This window comes from Streptacidiphilus sp. EB103A, assembly GCF_041261405.1.
Lineage (GTDB): Bacteria > Actinomycetota > Actinomycetes > Streptomycetales > Streptomycetaceae > Streptacidiphilus.
Genome location: NZ_JBGCAQ010000004.1, coordinates 1 through 15,717, shown reverse-complemented (window position 1 = coordinate 15,717; position 15,717 = coordinate 1). Strand labels below are relative to the sequence as shown.

Here is a 15,717-nt window from a genome sequence, read left to right as displayed (position 1 = left end):
ATGACGCCTGACCCTGGCCGAGAACGAGGACGACATCCGCGTCGTGATCGGCGGTGCCCTGGCGGACTTGGTCATCCTGGAGACAGCCTGACCGGCGGTCGTTCCTACCGACAACCGGGACGTGACGACCGTTGTATACACGAATGGTGTACAAAAGTGCCCTGTGCGGGTATCGCCTTCCGCACAAGCGACAGCTCTCACATTTCGGTGCCCAGGGCCGTGCAGAAGGCTCGCTTGAAAGGATTCATCCGTGGTCGAAGCGTACAGCGGCCGCCCACTGGAACAAGCGGGCAAAGTGCCGTTCGTCGGCAGATCCGCCGAGATCGGTCTGCTGGACTCGGTGCTGGACCAGTTGGCGGAGGGCCGACCAGCGGTCGTCGATGTAACGGGCGATGCCGGGATCGGCAAGAGCCGACTACTGGCGCAGTTCTGCGCGCGGGCCCGCAGCCGTGGGCTGACCGTACTGTGCGGACAGGCCACGGAGTACGAACGGCACAGCCCGTTAAGGCCGTTCGCCGATGCCTTCGCCGATCTCGAGCCCGCGGCGATGCACCGCTTCCCCGCGCTGGCGGAACTGCCACCGGCCCTTAGAGGCACCGGCGAGACACCAGCCGCGCCGGGCACCGCCGACCGGTTCGGCCTGTACCAGGCCACCGCGGCCCTGCTGGGCCGTCTCGGACACAGCCTCGTGGTGGTACTGGACGACCTGCACTGGGCCGACCCGGCATCACTGGAACTGGTGGACCACCTGGTCCGCCATCCTGTACCGGCTCCGCTCCTCCTGGTCGTCTCACGCCGGGAACGACAGACCCCGCCGGTACTCAACTCCGCACTCGCCCGCGGACTCGGAACCGGGGCCGTGTCCCGAATCGTCCTGGGCCCGCTGGCCGAGAGAGACTGCGTCAAGGACCTGGCCGGCGACCTTCCGCAACAACAGGTCTCCGAGCTCTACCGGGCGAGCGACGGTAATCCCCTGTACTTCCTCACCCTCCTCCACGCCCGCCACGAGGGCCGCCCGATCCCAGGGCCCGCATCTGCATTCGCGACCGCGAAGCCTGCCCGATCCGGTCCACCGCACGGTCTGCCGAGCGCGCTCGGATCACTCCTGCTCGACGAACTCGCCGGGCTCAGCTCGATCGAACGCAGGATCCTGGAGGCCACCGCCGTCCTCGGCGACCACGCCGACACCGCGATGATCGGCAGACTCACCGCCCTCGACCACGATCAGGTCATCGACTCATTGAGGGAGTTGATGCAGCGTGATCTCCTGCGGCCAGGACCCGACGGGCGGCAGATGGTGCTGCGTCATCCGCTGATCCGGGCACTGATCCACGAGAACACCGACCCTTGGCAGCGGGAGGAGTTCCACCGTCGTGCCGCGGCAGAACTCGCCTCCGCCGGGGCCCCGGTCATCGAGCAGGCACACCATGTCGAGCAGTCGGTGACCTACTGGGACGCGCAGGCCGCCGCCGTACTCGTCGCGGCCGCCGAGCAGAGTGCCGCGACCGCCCCGGCCACCTCGGCGCACTGGTTCGGCGCCGTCCTGCGACTGCTCCCGGACACCCCCGACCACCTCACCGCACGGCGCGAGTTGACGCTGCGCAGGGCCAGTGCACTCGGGGTGAGCGGCGGGCTGCAGGAGAGCCGGGACCTACTGCGCCAGGTGATGGACATGTCCGCTCTGGACCGCTACGACGACATCCACACCACCGCAGTCACCTTGCGCGCCCTGATGGAGCGGCTGCTCGGACGCCACCGGGAAGCCGAGGCACTGCTCCGTCGCGAACTGGCGCGCAGCCCCGGACCGTCGCCGTCCCAGGCCGTCAGGATCGGACTGGAACTGTGCTCCTGCGCCCTGTCCGCCTGCCGCTTCCCGGAGGTCCGAGCAGACATCCACAGGGTCCTACGGACAGCGCGTTCCATCGGCGACCGGATCGGCGAAGTGGGCGCCCTGACGCTCATCGCCATGGGCGAGGCGTACGAGGGCGACACCGCCACCGCCCGCACCTTCGCCACAGCAGCGGCCGCACAGGCCGATGCCCTGACCGACACCGCCCACGCCGAGCTGTGCGAGCTCCTGTGCACACTCGGCTGGACCGAAGCATTCCTGGAGGACTACGCAACCGCAGAGGAGCACCTGGACCGCGGCCTGGACATCGCCCGCGCCACCGGCCAGCTCTATCTCGTACCGTCTTTCCTGACGGCGCAAGCCTACGTTCACCTCTGTACCTGCCGGATCACCACCGCGCTGGAGCTGGCCGAGGAGGCCGAGCCGATCGCACGTGCTCTGGGCAGCGGCGACCTGCTCGCCTTCACCCTGGCCTTCCAGTCCCAGATCCTGCTCCAGGCCCGCTCGCCGGAACGTCAGAGCGCACTGGTCGTCGCCGAGGAAGCCACGGCCTCGGCCGCCGGCACCAACGAGAGCTGGTGGGCGGCGTTGGCCTGGTGCATGCTGGCCAACGCCGCCCTCGATGCGAACGATCCACAGCGAGCCTCGGACATCCTGCTGCGCATCGGTGGCGGCAGCGACCTGCACCGCTTGCAGCCCACGGTCCGCCCCAACTACCTGGAGGCGCTCACCGGCGCCGCCCTGGCCGTAGGCGACACCGACGCTGCCGCCCACTGGGCCACGCGTGCCCAGCAGGAGGCGGAGCAGCTCGGCCTTCCGGCCCAGCGCGGGGCAGGGCTGCGCAGCCTCGCGCTGGTCGCCGCGCACCGCGGCGACTCGGCCCGGGCCGCCAGGCTGTACACCGCAGCAGCAACGCACAGCGCCCGGTCCGGTGCGACGCTGCGTGAGGCACAGTCACTGCTTCTCGCCGCTCCGCACGCGCAAGCCATGGGTGACGGAAACGATGCAGCCGACATGTGGCACCGGGGATCCCGTCTGGCCTCGGAGGGCGGGAGCCGACTGCTCGTCGCCCTGGCCGAACGGCTGCGCCCGGCGGTCTTCGGCCCCGCAGACAAACTGGAGTCCCTGAGCACCCGGGAGCGGCAGGTCGCCGGTCTGGTTGCCGAGGGGCTCACCAGCCCGGCGATCGCCGACAGGCTCTATCTCAGCCCGCGCACCGTCGAAACCCACATCGCCCGGATCTACCGCAAGACCGGAGTGTCCTCCCGCGCGGCATTGGCCTCCATCGTGACCCGCGACGGGAGGTCGTACCACCCCCTCCCACCGATGCAGCAACGCGCCGCCCACGGACGTCGACTCGTCGGGCGGGACATCGAAGTCGATTCAGTGATAGGGGCGTTGGCGGATCTCAAGGCGGGGGTGGGCCGAGCGATCGCGCTGGTCGGGGAGCCTGGTATCGGCAAGAGCTCGTTGCTGAGGACGGCCGCGGCGCACGCCCGGGACGAGGGAATCCCGGTACTCACCGGACACGGCAGCAGCTCGGCCCTGCCCACCCTTCCTGGCGGGCCGGGCATCGGGGACCCGCAGGAGGTCATGGCGCACGCTGTTGACCGCGCTGCCGTCATGACCGTGGTCGACGACCTGCATGATCTCGCTGGCGACCGCATCGCCGACATCGAGCGGCTCCTAGCGACGACAACTGCCGGGCCGGTGCTGTGTCTCCTCTCCTATCGGCAGCGCCAGCTCTCGCCGGCGCTCGCGGCAGTGCTCGCCCGTGCGTCGTCCGCCGGATTCCTCGAGGTGTGGAACCTGGGGCCGCTCTCCCAGGAGCAGGCCCGCGAACTGCTCGGCGACCGGCCGAACCTGGACGAGGTGCACCGCGAGGCCGAGGGCAATCCCCAGTACCTCCAGATCATGGCCGCCGACGACCGGACAGCGGTCCATGCCGACACCGCGATCCTCGGCGAACTCACCGGCCTCGATCCAGGAACGCTGACCGTGGTCCAGGTCGCGGCGGTCCTCGGTGGGCAGTTCCACCCGGAGCTGCTGGCCGCCGTCGCCGGCCTGGAACTGCCGACGGCCGTGATCGCGTTGGACTCACTGGCCCGTCTGGACCTGATCCGCCCCGCAGAGCCAGCACCGCAGTTGTCGCTGCGCCACCCGGCGGTCGGAAAGGTCGTCTACAAGCACCTCGAACCCGGCCGCCGCACCGAGCTGCACCAGCGCGCCGAGGCCGAACTGGCCAAGCGGGCGGCACCGATCGCAGAACGGGCCCACCATGTCGCGCGGGCCGCGGATCCGCGGCGGCCGGAACACGCGACGACCCTGATCGCGGCGGCCCGTGGCATGATCTACACCTCCCCGGCCGTCGCGACCGGCCATCTGCAGGCCGCGCTGTCGCTGCTGCAGGAGGGCGGGGCGCACTGGTACGAGGCCAAGGTCCTGCTCGCCCGTACCCGGCTGCTGACCGGGGACGCGTCCGAGGGCAGAGCGCTGCTGGAGGCGCTGCGGTCGGACATCCCAGGCAGTCCCCCCGATGACGCCACCGCACTGGCCGACTCCAGCCGGATCGAACGGCGACTGGGCCGGTACACCGAAGCCGGCGCCCTCGCCCGCGCCGGACTCGCGGCGCTGACCGACGACGACTCGGCCGCCGCGGCGGCTCTGCATGCCGAACTGGCCGACTACGCCTACGACGTGCAGGACTACGAGACGTCCCGGCAACACGCCGAGACCGCCGCATGGCTTGCGCGCGGGCACGGTGACCGGGTCGGCGAGGCCAACGCCCTGGGCAAGGCGGCCCTGGGCCATCTGTTCACCAGCGACCAGCCCAGCGCCCTGACGACGATGGCCGGGGCCGCCGAGCTCCTCGACGCCGTCCCGGACGCGACTCTCGTGGCCAACCTGGAAGCCGCGTTCCAAGTGGGCATGGCCGAAGGGATGCTGGGACTGCTGGTCGACTCCGAACGCCATCTCACCCGTGGCGCGGTCCTGTCCCGTCGCACCGGGCAGACCTATATCCATCCCCAGATGCTGACAGTCCTGGGCAACGCCCAGCTACGTTCGGGGAACCTGCGCGGCGCACTGACTACCCTGGACGAAGCCGACCACCACGTCAGACGCATCGGCGACCTGGCGTCCGAAGCGGTCCTGATGACGCTGCGGGCCGAGGCCCTGTTCTGGCGCGACGCCCCCGGGGACCTGGAGGAAGCGACCGGCACCGCCGAACGCGCCAGGGCAGCCGTCAGCAGCAAGGTGACCTCGTGGGCGGTCGCTGTCCGCTGCGCCAACGCCGAGTTCATCCTGCACACCGGCGACCCGGCCCGCGCCGGATGGCTGCTGCTGGACGCCGCGGGCGGAGACGAGTTGCCGAGGATCACCACCTGGCGCCGACCCCGCTGGTGCGAGAGCCTGGCGCAGGTGGCCGCCGCCGAGGGCGACCAGGTCTCGGTCGACCGCTGGGCGCGGCTAGCCGAGGAGAGCGTCGAACAGCTGCCCTCCGCAGGCCGACGGGGCTTCGCCCTGCGTGCGCGGATGCGGGCACATGCGCTGCACGGGGACACCGACAGCGCACTGCGCTGCGCGCAGGACGCAATCGCGGACTTCGCCGGCAGCGGTGACCGCATCGAGGCGGGCCGCACCCTGCTCGCGGCGGCGGCGCTGGCTCTGGACGCCGGTCGGACCGATGCGGTGGGCGGTTGGCTGGACCGGGCCGCGGCGCTGGCCGACCAGTGCGGCTCGGCCCGCATGGCGGCCTACGCCGGCGACCAACGCCTCCGACTCGCCTCGAAGGACAAGACGGCCCGAACCCCCGGCCTGCTGTCCGCACTCACCGCCAGCCCCGCCAGCGCGCCCCATGACAGGAGAACCCGGTAGTGGGTTGGAGGGCCGGTCGGGCCGGATGTGTGGGAGACCTGCCGGGAGTTGATCCCGGCAGGGAGGGTGTTCGCGTTCTCGGCCGAGCACTGTGAAGTGCTGTTCCCGGCAGAGATGTTCGCGGACATGTATCCGTCGGCCAACGGCCGCCCGAGCATGCCGCCGCAGGTCCTGGCCGCAGCCGTGGTGTTGCAGAGTCTGTACCGGCGCTCGGACTTCGAGGCCGTGCTTGAGCTGCGGTGCGACCTGCGGTGAAAGGCGGCCTACGGGCTCGGCCTGCTCGACACCGCCTTCGACCCCTCGCTGCTGACCTACCTCCGCTGCCTCCAGCACTCCGCCGATCCGAGCCGACTGTTCGCGAAGGTCAGGGAGGTCGTGGCAGCCACCGGCGCGATCAAGAGCAGGCGCAGAGCACTGGACTCCACAGTCCTGGACGACGCGGTGGCAGCCCAGGACACCGTCACCCAACTGGTCGCCTCGATTCGCGCGGTGATCCGCGAAGTACCTGGCGCGCACGCGGTGACGGCCCGCTGGTGCACCGCGCACGACTACACCGACCCCGGAAAGCCCAAGATCGCCTGGCACGACTAGCAAGCCCGCGCGACCCTGGTCGACGCGCGGGTCACCGACGCACTGAACCGACTGGGCCGCCTGCCCTCCTTGCCGGGGTTGCTGCCCCACGACGCGCTCCTTACGGTCAGCGAACTGGTGAGCAACGCTGTCCGCCACGCACCGGGCCCCTGCACTGTGGATCTGCTGTTCTCCGGGCACCGACTGGTGATCGCGGTCACCGACACCAGCCCCCAGGTCCCGGTGCGGCGCGACCCGGACCCGGCCACCGGGGCCGGGGGCTTCGGGATACACCTGCTGGGACACGTGGCAGCCGACATCACGGCGCGTGCCCACCGCCAGGGCAGAACCGTCATCGTCAGCCTGGCTACCCCACGGCCCTGACCGCATCCGCGCTCCGTCCCACCGGTCCCGCCGCGGGTCTGGGGCGCCTGTGCACCCCAGCCCAGGTAGCTCGGGCGCCGTCGCTGCGAAAGGCCAGTGCGGTTCGGCATGTCTGGCGGAGGAGGTCGACCGCGAGCGCGGTCGACTCGCCGCGCGGCTCCGGCCGGCCGACGTGCACGGTGCGCCGGCCATGCTCACCGCCCGGGAGCGGGAGATCGCCGACCTCGCCAGCACCGGAAGGACCAGCAACGAGATCGCCAAGGTGCTGTTCCTCAGCGTGCGGACCGTCGACCGCCACCTGGGCCGGGTGTACCGCAAGCTCGGTGTCTCCAACCGCACCAGCCTCAACCACGCGATGCTCAACAACGGTGCGCCGGACGCACCGTGACCGCGTCCCGCACTCACCACGGTCCATCAGTGACAGGTCAGTGGTGGGTGCGGGGGGCTTAGCAAACGATATATCCGCTGCTCACAGGCATGGGCAGGGGGCCGATGAAGTGATGGCGCAACCGTCCGGCAGGCCGACATCGCCGGTGACGTGGGTCGATCCCGTTTCCATGCGACCGCCGGCCCGCTGTCGGACGCCCGCCTCCTAGCGTTCTGTCTCGTCGGATCGGCAATCCTGCCGTCGACAGCACCGCAGCTGAGGAGAACAACATGGCTGAGAAGATCGAGTTCATCGTGGAGTCCGACGGCGCGTCGGTCCGGGAACTGCAGGAGCTGAGCGTCGGTACCCCCGACCACGAGGTGAGTAACATGAGTATCACCAGCTACTTCATCTGCACCAGCGGCGGCGGCGGCACCGAGTTCGTCGCCTAGAAGATCACTGAAGATCTTGTCTGGTCAGCGCCGGTTTCTGGGGGTGGCGGCCCCTGTTGTCAGGGGGTGGCCGGGATGAGTGTCCAGGTGTTGCCGGTGCGGGTGAGTCCGAGGTTGATCAGTCGGCGGAGGTTGAGGGCGGCGGCTAGCAGGGCCTGCGGGGATGGGCGTTGAGGGTGCGTCCGGACTTGGAGGGGTGCAGCGGCCCCGTAGCGGGCAGGTCGCGCACACGGCCTTTCACGCTGCCCTCCACCGGAGAACTCATCCCGCTCCTGCACATCGCCCCGCCCAAGACCGATACCGAGCGTCTCCTGGTCATTTCCCCGGATCTGGCCGATGTCCTGTCGGTGATCGTCTCCCGCGTCCGCGACAGCAGCTTTACGCTCCAGAGCCTGCCGCGACCTGACCCAGACGAACCCCTCCGCCTCGAGCAGTTCCGACAGCCATCGAGCACCGGCCTGCACGACGTCAGCAGGCTTCTCGGCCTTCACCGAGCGGGCAGCGAGACGAGCAGTTTCCCCGGAGATCACCCGCACATGATGTCGCATCGCAGTGACACAGGCGGTCGTCCGAACGAGTCTCCCGAGCAGTCTTCAAGATCAAGAAATCAAGTTCAGAGAAGACTCCGCATCCCCGTTCGCCTGCCTGCTGATCGGCCAGCCCACCCTGCGACGCAGGATCAAGATGGGCACCTTGGCAGCCCTGGAGCAGCGCATCGCGCTGCGGTTCGCGATGCCCCCGATGACCGGCGAGGAGACTGCCGGCTACCTCAAACACCACGTCGCCCTGGCCGGCCGCTCCGATCCGCTGTTCTCCGACGACGCGACCGCGCTGATCCACACCACCGGACGCGGCCTGCCCCGCGCGGTCAACAACCTCGCCGTCCAGGCCCTGCTCGACGTCTTCATCCAGAACAAGACCATCGTCGACGAGGCATCAGCACGCGCCGCCGTCGCCGAAGTCACGACAGGGTGAGCACCACCGCGACGACATGAACACCAGGGCCGGTCCGACTCCGTCGGACCGGCCCTTCCCGTCACTGCCCAGCACCATATCCAGTGACGCCGACATCACCACATCGAACGTCGTGCAACACCCTCCGGGAGACCATGGCCTCGGTGGAGCACCACTCCCACAAAGGCTTGAACAACCGGGCCGAGAACTCCCACCAACCCACCCGGGAACGGGAACGGGCGACGAAGGGCTTTCGCTCCGCCGGCGCAGCCCCACGGTTCCTCGGGGCGTTCAGCTACATCTCCCCGCACTTCCTACCAAGCCGCCACCTGCTCACAGCCAGTGACTACCGCCAGGAGATGAAGGCCCGCTTCGCCGAGTGGAACACCGTCACCGGCGTGCCCGCCACCGGCTGAGCCAAGACCGGCCCCACGGCCGCCCGCGCCCCGATCCGGATCATTCCGCCCGGGCACGGGCCAGTAGACCCGGCCATCGCTGTGCTCGGAGGCCGCCAGCAGTGCGTCGCCCCCAGCTCGGCGCGCTCGAGGAGCTCGGCGCGGCCTGTGGCCTGCCACAGGTGGATCTGGGTCAGGACGGAGCCCGCGACTCCGTGGCTGACGTGGCGGCTGGTCCAGTCCGCCACCCAGGCGACACCTACACGCAGGTTCTCCCGCGGCAGCAACCGGTCGGCCAGGGTGAGCACGCCCAGGACGCTGGCGGAGCCGTTCTGGACGTTGCACGGGTCGGTGGCATCACCGAAATCGGTGCTGACCCAGAGCCGGCGCCCGTCGTCGGGGGCAGCCATGGTAGCCAGCAGATGGGCCGGTGGTGGGTGCGGGGGGCTTAGCAAACGATATATCCGCTGCTCACAGGCATGGGCAGGGGGCCGATGAAGTGATGGCGCAACCGTCCGGCAGGCCGGCATCGCCGGTGACGTGGGTCGATCCCGTTTCCATGCGACCGCCGGCCCGCTGTCGGACGCCCGCCTCCTAGCGTTCTGTCTCGTCGGATCGGCAATCCCGCCGTCGACAGCACCGCAGCTGAGGAGAACAACATGGCTGAGAAGATCGAGTTCATCGTGGAGTCCGACGGCGCGTCGGTCCGGGAACTGCAGGAGCTGAGCGTCGGTAGCCCCGACCACGAGCTGGGTGACACGAGCACCGCCAGCTACTTCTTCTGCACCAGCGGCGGCGGCGGCAAGACCGCGTTCGCCGCCTAGCAGTCGACGGGGTGGGCGCGGCTGCGTGAACGCGCCGCGCCCACCGTGGTTCTGGCTCGCAGTCACCGAATTGGTCCCGGCCCCGCTTCCCGCCCAGGAGAGTTCATGAACGCGCCGTTGTGGTACGCCGTCGCCGACCCGGATTTGTACGCGCCGTTGGAGACTGTCCCGGACCGGGGCGAGGTCTACCGGCCTGCCCGCGTGGCCGAGGGCTGGCAGGGGACGGATTCGGGGATCTGGACCATGTGGCGCCGTGACGGGCTCGGCATCGCCGGCGAGGGCTGGAAGGTCCATGTCTCGGCCCGCTCGGACCGGGTGGCAGCGGTGCTCGACACGGTGGCCGATGTCTGCTTCGAGCAGGAGGTGCCCTTCAAGCACCTGTCCGCTCGGTTCTTCTACGAGTGGATGCACTACAAGCACGCCTCCCGCCCACAGGGCGGCAAGTTCGTCGCGGCGTACCCGGCGGACACGGACGCGGCTCGCGTGCTGATGCGGCGGCTGGCCGACGAGCTGAAGGACGAGGAGGGGCCGTACATCCTGTCCGACCGCCGCTTCCCGGGGTCGCATGTCGTGCACTACCGCTACGGGGGGTTCGCCCAGGTGGAGCGGACCAAGCCCGACGGCACCCGCTCGATGCTGGTCCGCGACGGGCATGGCGAGCTCGTCGAGGACCGCAGGGACATCGCCTTCCGGCTGCCCGCGGGCGTGGCCGACCCGTTCGCCGCACCGGTGGACCGCCCACGGGCCAAGGCCAAGGCGCCGTCCTCCTTCGGCGGTTTCGCCTTCGAGGAGGCGATCCAGCACAGCAACGCCGGAGGGACCTACCGTGCGCGGGAACTGGCCACCGGACGGACCGTGTTCGTCAAGGAGGCCCGGGCGCACATCGGGATCGACAAGGACGGTCGTGACGCCCGGGAGCTGCTGCGCGGGGAGTGGGAGACGCTGCGGGCGCTGCACCGGGTCGCGCCCGGACTCGCACCGGAACCGGTCGCGTACTTCAGCGAATGGGAACACGAGTTCCTGGTCACCGAGTTCATCGAGGGCACCACGCTGCAGCGCTGGGTGGTCGCCAACAGCCCCCTGATCCGGGCAGGTTCCACGGCAGACGACTTCGCCGCCTACTACCTGCGCTACGAGAGGGTGATCTCCGGCGCCGAGCAGGCCATCGACCGACTGCACTCCTGTGGCTACCTCTTCGTGGACGTCAGCCCCGGCAATGTGCTGGTTGCCGAGAACGACGCGGTTCGCTTGATCGACTTCGAGACCGCCCAGCGCCTGGGCGGTGCCCTCTCCCTGGCCGGCACCCCTGGGTACACGCCCCCCGCCGAGCTCGTGGCGGACGATATGACGGTGTACGACAGCTACGGGCTCGCCGCACTGGCCCAGCTGTTGATGGCGCCCATGCACGGCGTGGTCCAGCGGAACCCCGACGCACTGGCCCATCTGCACCACGACCTGTCCGGCATCGCACCGGTCCCGCCCGCGCTGTGGAAGCGCGTCACCGCCTTCCACGCGCCGGGTGACACCACGGGCCTGCCCAGCCTGCCGACCCCCGAGCGCGTCGCGGAGGACCCGCTCACCCATCTCAAGGAGCTGCGCGACCGGGTCGGTGACGCCCTGGTGTCGATGGCGGACGTCGACCACCCGGCCACGATCTTCCCCACCATCCCGCAGGGGTTCAGCACCAACACCCTGTGCGTGGCCTACGGGGCCGCAGGCGTGGTCCACGCCCTGCACCGGGCCGGCCGGGCCCTGCCCGAGGGAGTGCGCGAACGCCTGCGGCGCGATGCGCTCGCCACGATGGAAGAGCTGGGGCCCGGTTTCCATGTCGGGACCGCGGGGATCGCCCGGGTCCTCGCCGACCAGGGCGACCTGGCGGAGGCCCGCACTCTGCTCGACGCGGCCGATCGGCACCCGCTCACCGCGCGGCACGCCACGCTCTTCGGCGGTGCGGCGGGCGTCGCACTGAGCCACCTCGCGCTGTACCGGCACACCCGCGACCAGCACCATCTCGACCGGGCGGCGGCTCTCGCCGAGGCACTCCCGGCGGACGGCGAACTGGCGTCCCAGCTGGGCCCGGACGACGCCACCGGCCTGCTGCACGGCCGCACCGGGGTCGCACTGATGCTGCATCAGCTCGCCGCGGTCACCGGGGACGGCGCCCTTCTGGTACGCGGGCTGCGACTGCTGCACGCCGAACTCGACCGCGAGAGCGACCCCGACAGCCCTGGGATGGCCTTCCCCGTCTCCAGCACCGACCGGCGCCAGATGCCCTACCTCTACTGCGGCTCCGCCGGCCTGGTCCACGTGGCCACCCGCTATCTGCGGTCGGTGGAGGACACCCGGCTCACCCTCGCCATGCCCCGGCTGCTGACGCAGCTGCAGGTGCCGTACACGGTGATGTCCGGCCTCTACCAGGGCATGTCGGGCCTTGGCTTCGCCCTCGCGGACCGCGCGGTGTTCACCGGCGACCAGGCGGAACGCGAGGCCGCCGTAAGGGTCGGCCAGGCGCTGTTCAAGTTCGCCGTACCGCACACCACCGGGGTGCGGTTCCTGGGCGAGCACCTGCAGCGGCTGAGCGCGGACCTGTGGAGCGGTTCGGCCGGGACGCTGCTGTTCCTGACCCAGCTGCTCGATCCGCGCCCCGACACCCTTTTCACCCTCGACCCGGCAGCGCACCGTGCGGCGTGACATCACGCTCTACTGGTGCGGCCAGACCACCTCCGCCTTCGGCTCGGTCTTCACCGCGGTCGCGCTGCCCGTCATCGCGATCCTCCATCTGGGGGCCTCCCCGGGCCAGATGGGGCTGATCGGGGCGGCGTCCACCGTGCCCGGCCTCGTGGCCGGGCTGCCCGCCGGGGCGCTCGCGGATCGGATCACCCGGCCCCGCAGAACCCTGCTCGCCCTGGACACGGTGTCGGCACTCGGCGTGGCGCTGCTGGCGCTGGGGGTGGCGAACCGGGTCGCCACGATCGGGTGGCTGGTCTGCCTCGGGGTGCTGGAGGGCTGCCTGTCGGTCCTGGCCGGGTCCCTGTACTTCGTTCATCTGCGGCAGCTCGTCGACTCAGCGGGTGCCAGTGACGGCGGGATCGGGCCGGTCCGGGCCCGGCTCCAGGCAGGGCAGTACGGGGCCGCCCTGCTCGGCCGAATCCTGGCCGGACCAGTGATCGTGACCTTCGGCAGCCCGGCCGCCCTGGCGATCGACGCCGCCAGCTATCTGCTCAGCGCCACCGCGCTGTTGGGCATGAAAGCCCCCGACCGGGCACCGGCCACGGCGGCCGACCGGGACAGCGGTGGAGGCTTCCGCCGTGCGGTCTCGGGCCTGCGCTTCTTCGCCACCCACCGCTACCAGCGGGCACTGCTGGTCTTCATCGTCGTCCCGGCCGCCGCCATGACCGGTGTGGGCACGCTCACCGGCCCGTTCCTGCTGCGCGTCATCCACCTGCCGACCGCCTACTACGGCCTTGCCTTCGTCCTGGCCGGGGCGACCGGCCTGGCCGGCTCGATGGCGGCCGGCCGGGTGCTCGCACCGCACCGGGACCCGCGGCGGCTGACCATCCTCGCCTTCGGCTGCGGGATGACCTGCTGCCTGCTGCTGCCGCTGGCCGCAGGACCGCTGCTACTGGCGGCGGGGTGCGCCGCCCTGGGGATCGGCCTGCCGGTCTTCTTCGGCGCGATCGCCAATGTTGCGGTGTCCTCGGTGCTCACCGCGGACGTCGAGGAGGGCGAGATGGGCCGCGTGAGTGCGGCCCTGCAGCTCGTACTGGGGCTGGCGGCGATGCTGGGGGCGCTGGCCGGGGGCATGCTCGGCGACCGGCTCGGGATACGCCCCGCTCTCTGGACCCTGTGCGCGGTGTCGCTGGCCGCCGCCGCGCTGGCCGGCCCGCAGGCGCTCCGCTCGGCGCGTTCCGCGCACCTCGGCCCGGTGACGGTGCCCGCCGCGGTCGCCGAGGTCTCGGGCCGACCCTCATGATGCCTCAGAGAGCATCAGATCGTCCGAGGCGGAGACCGAAGCTGCCTCACGGGCGTAGAGGTGGGTCAGATAGGGGAGCGAGTAGGCGGCCGCGTGCGCGGTCACCTCGCTCTCCGGCGAGACCAGCGCACCGGCCTCGATCATCAGCTCCAGCTCCCGCCGGGTCTCCCGCTGACTCGACGACAGGACGGCGGCGGCGTCCGCGACGGTGAAGGTCCGCGACAGTGGCAGCCTCGCCAGCTGCCGCAGCGCGAAGCGGCGCGGGGTGTCCAGCTGCCGCCACGCGTCGGCCGCGTGCGAGCGCACGTCGACATCGCCCACGGCGAGTTCGTCCAGCACCGCCTGGGGATCGGCCAGCCGGTCCGCGTACTCGGCGAGCGGGAGGTGCCGCAGCACCGCGAGCTTGAGTCCCGCCACCCGCACCGCCAGCGGCAGCAACCCGCAGGCCGCGACGATGCGTTCGGCGGCGGGCCGATCGCAGAGCACCCGGCCCGTGCCGATGAACCGGCCGAGCAGTTCCAGGGCCTCGGCAGCGGACAGCGGCGGTAGCTGGACCCGACCGGCCGGGGCGAGCCCGGCGAGCTGGGTGCGGGCGGTGACGACCACCGCGCTCCGCCCGGTGCCCGGCAGCAGGGGCCGGACGCAGGCCTCGTCGGGGGCGTCGTCCAGCACCACCAGCGCTCTGCGGTCGGCCAGCCAGGCACGCCAGTGCGCGGCGGCCCGGTCGGGATCGTGTGCGGCCTCGCCCGGCCCGCGCATGTGCGCGTGCAGCTGGGCGGTCACCGAGGCGAGGGAACGGGGCGTTCCGTCGATCCCGCGGAGCCGGACATAGATCCGTCCGCCGGGGAACTCCTCCGCCAGGCGATGGGCCGCCCGCACCGACAGGGCGGTCTTGCCCGCGCCGGCCGGGCCGACCACCACCGTGGTGCCGCCTCCGACCGCGGCACCGAGCAGCTCCGCCAGGAGCTTGCCGTGACCGGTGAAGTCAGCGGTGTCGGTGGGCAGTTCCACCGGAGCCCGGCGTCGCCGGTCGGTCCCGACAGCGCCGGTCGGACCGGAGTCCGCGCCCTGGTCGGCCAGGATCGAGCGGTACACGGACTCCAGTGCCGGGCTCGGCGACAGGCCCAGTTCCCTCGACAGGCAGTGCCGCACCTCGTCGTAGTCGGCCATCGCCTCGGCCCGGCGCCCCGAGCGGTGCAGGGCCGTCATCCGAAGTGCACGTAGCCGCTCTCGCAACGGATGTTGTTCCGCCAGCTCGCCCGCAACCTCGGCGACCTCACGTGCCTGGCCCGCCTCCAGGGCGACCTCGGCCCAGTCCTCGCAGAGGGCCACATGACGCAGCGTCAGCCGGGCGACCTCGTTCTGGACCGGCTCCGAGCAGGCCAGCTCGGGAAGCGGCGGCCCGGCCCACAGGTCCATGGCCTGGTGCAGCAGTCGGGCGGCGCGTTCGGGATCCCCGCTGTCGGCAGCCTCGCGTCCGGCCCGGGCCAGTGCCTGGAGTTGCATCGAGTCGAGTTCCGATTCGGCCAGCCTGAGCAGGTATCCGCCGGCATGGAGCACCAGACGGCCGTCGGCGCCCGCCTCGGCCAGCGTCCGGCGCAGCGCCGAGACGTAGACCCGGAGGTTCTTGCGGGCCGTCTGCGGCGGACCCTCGTTCCACACCGCATCGGTCAGCAGGTCGAGCGGAACGGGCGCGTTCGGGTGGCACAGCAGCATGGCGAGCACCAGCCGCTGTTTGGGGGGACCAAGGGGCAGTGCACGCCCGTGTGCCTCAGCGGCGAGCGGGCCCAGAACGGAGAAGCGCAGGGCGGGCGGGTGTGGTGCGGCGGATTCCTTCAGGGAGTCGTACACGTGTACTCCTGAGTTGCGGAACGTACGGCGGACGGGTCCGTCGTGGCCCCACGCTCGCCGCCGAGGTGACAGGTGCGCGCTCGACGGAACTGGGAGCGGGCCCGGGGGCCCGCCCCCCCGGCGCCCCCCCCTTACCGGGGGGGTCTAGGTGGGGGGGGGGGGGGTGGTGGGGTTTGGGGGGGCGGGGGGGGGGGATGCGGGGGTGCCGCGGGGCGAGCCGCG

Annotated in this window: 13 protein-coding genes and 1 pseudogene; 11 read left to right on the top strand and 3 right to left on the bottom strand. The window is 71.1% G+C overall.

Translation table 11 applies throughout. The annotated features are described in order from the left end of the window. The first annotated feature begins 250 nt into the window (after nt 1–250). The 6 genes from ABH941_RS07295 (at nt 251) to ABH941_RS07270 (ending at nt 7,498) form a co-directional block, all read left to right on the top strand. A complete protein-coding gene (locus tag ABH941_RS07295; RefSeq protein WP_370127778.1) occupies nt 251–5,725 on the top strand; it encodes an AAA family ATPase in 5,475 nt (1,824 codons plus the stop codon). Between the two features lie 66 nt (nt 5,726–5,791). Then, complete coding sequence (locus ABH941_RS07290; RefSeq protein WP_370127777.1) at nt 5,792–5,980, top strand: hypothetical protein; 189 nt, start codon at nt 5,792–5,794, stop codon at nt 5,978–5,980. A 120-nt stretch (nt 5,981–6,100) separates the two neighbouring features. Then, complete coding sequence (locus ABH941_RS07285) at nt 6,101–6,316, top strand: hypothetical protein (RefSeq protein WP_370127776.1); 216 nt, start codon at nt 6,101–6,103, stop codon at nt 6,314–6,316. A 15-nt stretch (nt 6,317–6,331) separates the two neighbouring features. After that, nucleotides 6,332–6,679 carry an ATP-binding protein gene (locus tag ABH941_RS07280; protein WP_370128140.1) on the top strand — a complete coding sequence of 116 codons (348 nt, stop codon included), beginning with the start codon at nt 6,332–6,334 and terminating at the stop codon, nt 6,677–6,679. Nucleotides 6,680–6,869: 190 nt separating this feature from the next. Continuing rightward, nucleotides 6,870–7,067, top strand: coding sequence for a response regulator transcription factor (locus ABH941_RS07275; protein ID WP_370127775.1), 198 nt, complete (start codon nt 6,870–6,872; stop codon nt 7,065–7,067). A 269-nt stretch (nt 7,068–7,336) separates the two neighbouring features. Then, nucleotides 7,337–7,498 (top strand): hypothetical protein, encoded by a 162-nt coding sequence (locus ABH941_RS07270; RefSeq protein ID WP_370127774.1) that lies wholly within the window; start codon nt 7,337–7,339, stop codon nt 7,496–7,498. A gap of 59 nt (nt 7,499–7,557) precedes the next feature. Here ABH941_RS07270 and ABH941_RS07265 read toward each other — a convergent pair whose 3' ends face one another. Further along, a complete protein-coding gene (locus ABH941_RS07265) occupies nt 7,558–8,046 on the bottom strand; it encodes a hypothetical protein (RefSeq protein ID WP_370127773.1) in 489 nt (162 codons plus the stop codon). A 136-nt stretch (nt 8,047–8,182) separates the two neighbouring features. Between ABH941_RS07265 and ABH941_RS07260 the strand changes: the two genes are divergently transcribed. Next, nucleotides 8,183–8,473 (top strand): hypothetical protein, encoded by a 291-nt coding sequence (locus ABH941_RS07260; RefSeq protein WP_370127772.1) that lies wholly within the window; start codon nt 8,183–8,185, stop codon nt 8,471–8,473. Between the two features lie 125 nt (nt 8,474–8,598). Then, nucleotides 8,599–8,868, top strand: a pseudogene (locus ABH941_RS07255) (DDE-type integrase/transposase/recombinase); the annotation flags it as partial. Here ABH941_RS07255 and ABH941_RS07250 read toward each other — a convergent pair. Then, a complete protein-coding gene (locus ABH941_RS07250) occupies nt 8,799–9,257 on the bottom strand; it encodes a hypothetical protein (RefSeq protein ID WP_370127771.1) in 459 nt (152 codons plus the stop codon). The pseudogene ABH941_RS07255 and the gene ABH941_RS07250 sit on opposite strands and share 70 nt — an antisense overlap. A gap of 249 nt (nt 9,258–9,506) precedes the next feature. Here ABH941_RS07250 and ABH941_RS07245 point away from each other — a divergent pair, with 249 nt between their 5' ends. From ABH941_RS07245 to ABH941_RS07235, 3 genes are all read left to right on the top strand, one after another. Further along, nucleotides 9,507–9,671 carry a hypothetical protein gene (locus ABH941_RS07245; RefSeq protein ID WP_370127770.1) on the top strand — a complete coding sequence of 55 codons (165 nt, stop codon included), beginning with the start codon at nt 9,507–9,509 and terminating at the stop codon, nt 9,669–9,671. A gap of 105 nt (nt 9,672–9,776) precedes the next feature. Next, nucleotides 9,777–12,362, top strand: coding sequence for a class III lanthionine synthetase LanKC (gene lanKC / locus ABH941_RS07240; protein WP_370127769.1), 2,586 nt, complete (start codon nt 9,777–9,779; stop codon nt 12,360–12,362). Continuing rightward, nucleotides 12,352–13,644 (top strand): MFS transporter, encoded by a 1,293-nt coding sequence (locus tag ABH941_RS07235; protein ID WP_370127768.1) that lies wholly within the window; start codon nt 12,352–12,354, stop codon nt 13,642–13,644. Before lanKC ends, ABH941_RS07235 begins: the two co-directional genes overlap by 11 nt. Here the strand turns inward: ABH941_RS07235 and ABH941_RS07230 are convergent. After that, complete coding sequence (locus ABH941_RS07230; RefSeq protein WP_370127767.1) at nt 13,639–15,495, bottom strand: BTAD domain-containing putative transcriptional regulator; 1,857 nt, start codon at nt 15,493–15,495, stop codon at nt 13,639–13,641. The two genes, ABH941_RS07235 and ABH941_RS07230, sit on opposite strands and share 6 nt — an antisense overlap. Between the last annotated feature and the right edge of the window lie 222 nt (nt 15,496–15,717).

Bases quoted from the DNA above. Each gene is read 5' to 3' on its own strand.
- ABH941_RS07275 (WP_370127775.1), top strand. From the start codon at position 6,870: ATGCTCACCGCCCGGGAGCGGGAGATCGCCGACCTCGCCAGCACCGGA.
- ABH941_RS07245 (WP_370127770.1), top strand. From the start codon at position 9,507: ATGGCTGAGAAGATCGAGTTCATCGTGGAGTCCGACGGCGCGTCGGTC.
- ABH941_RS07270 (WP_370127774.1), top strand. From the start codon at position 7,337: ATGGCTGAGAAGATCGAGTTCATCGTGGAGTCCGACGGCGCGTCGGTC.
- ABH941_RS07265 (WP_370127773.1), bottom strand. From the start codon at position 8,046: ATGCGACATCATGTGCGGGTGATCTCCGGGGAAACTGCTCGTCTCGCT.
- lanKC (WP_370127769.1), top strand. From the start codon at position 9,777: ATGAACGCGCCGTTGTGGTACGCCGTCGCCGACCCGGATTTGTACGCG.
- ABH941_RS07250 (WP_370127771.1), bottom strand. From the start codon at position 9,257: ATGGCTGCCCCCGACGACGGGCGCCGGCTCTGGGTCAGCACCGATTTC.
- ABH941_RS07260 (WP_370127772.1), top strand. From the start codon at position 8,183: ATGGGCACCTTGGCAGCCCTGGAGCAGCGCATCGCGCTGCGGTTCGCG.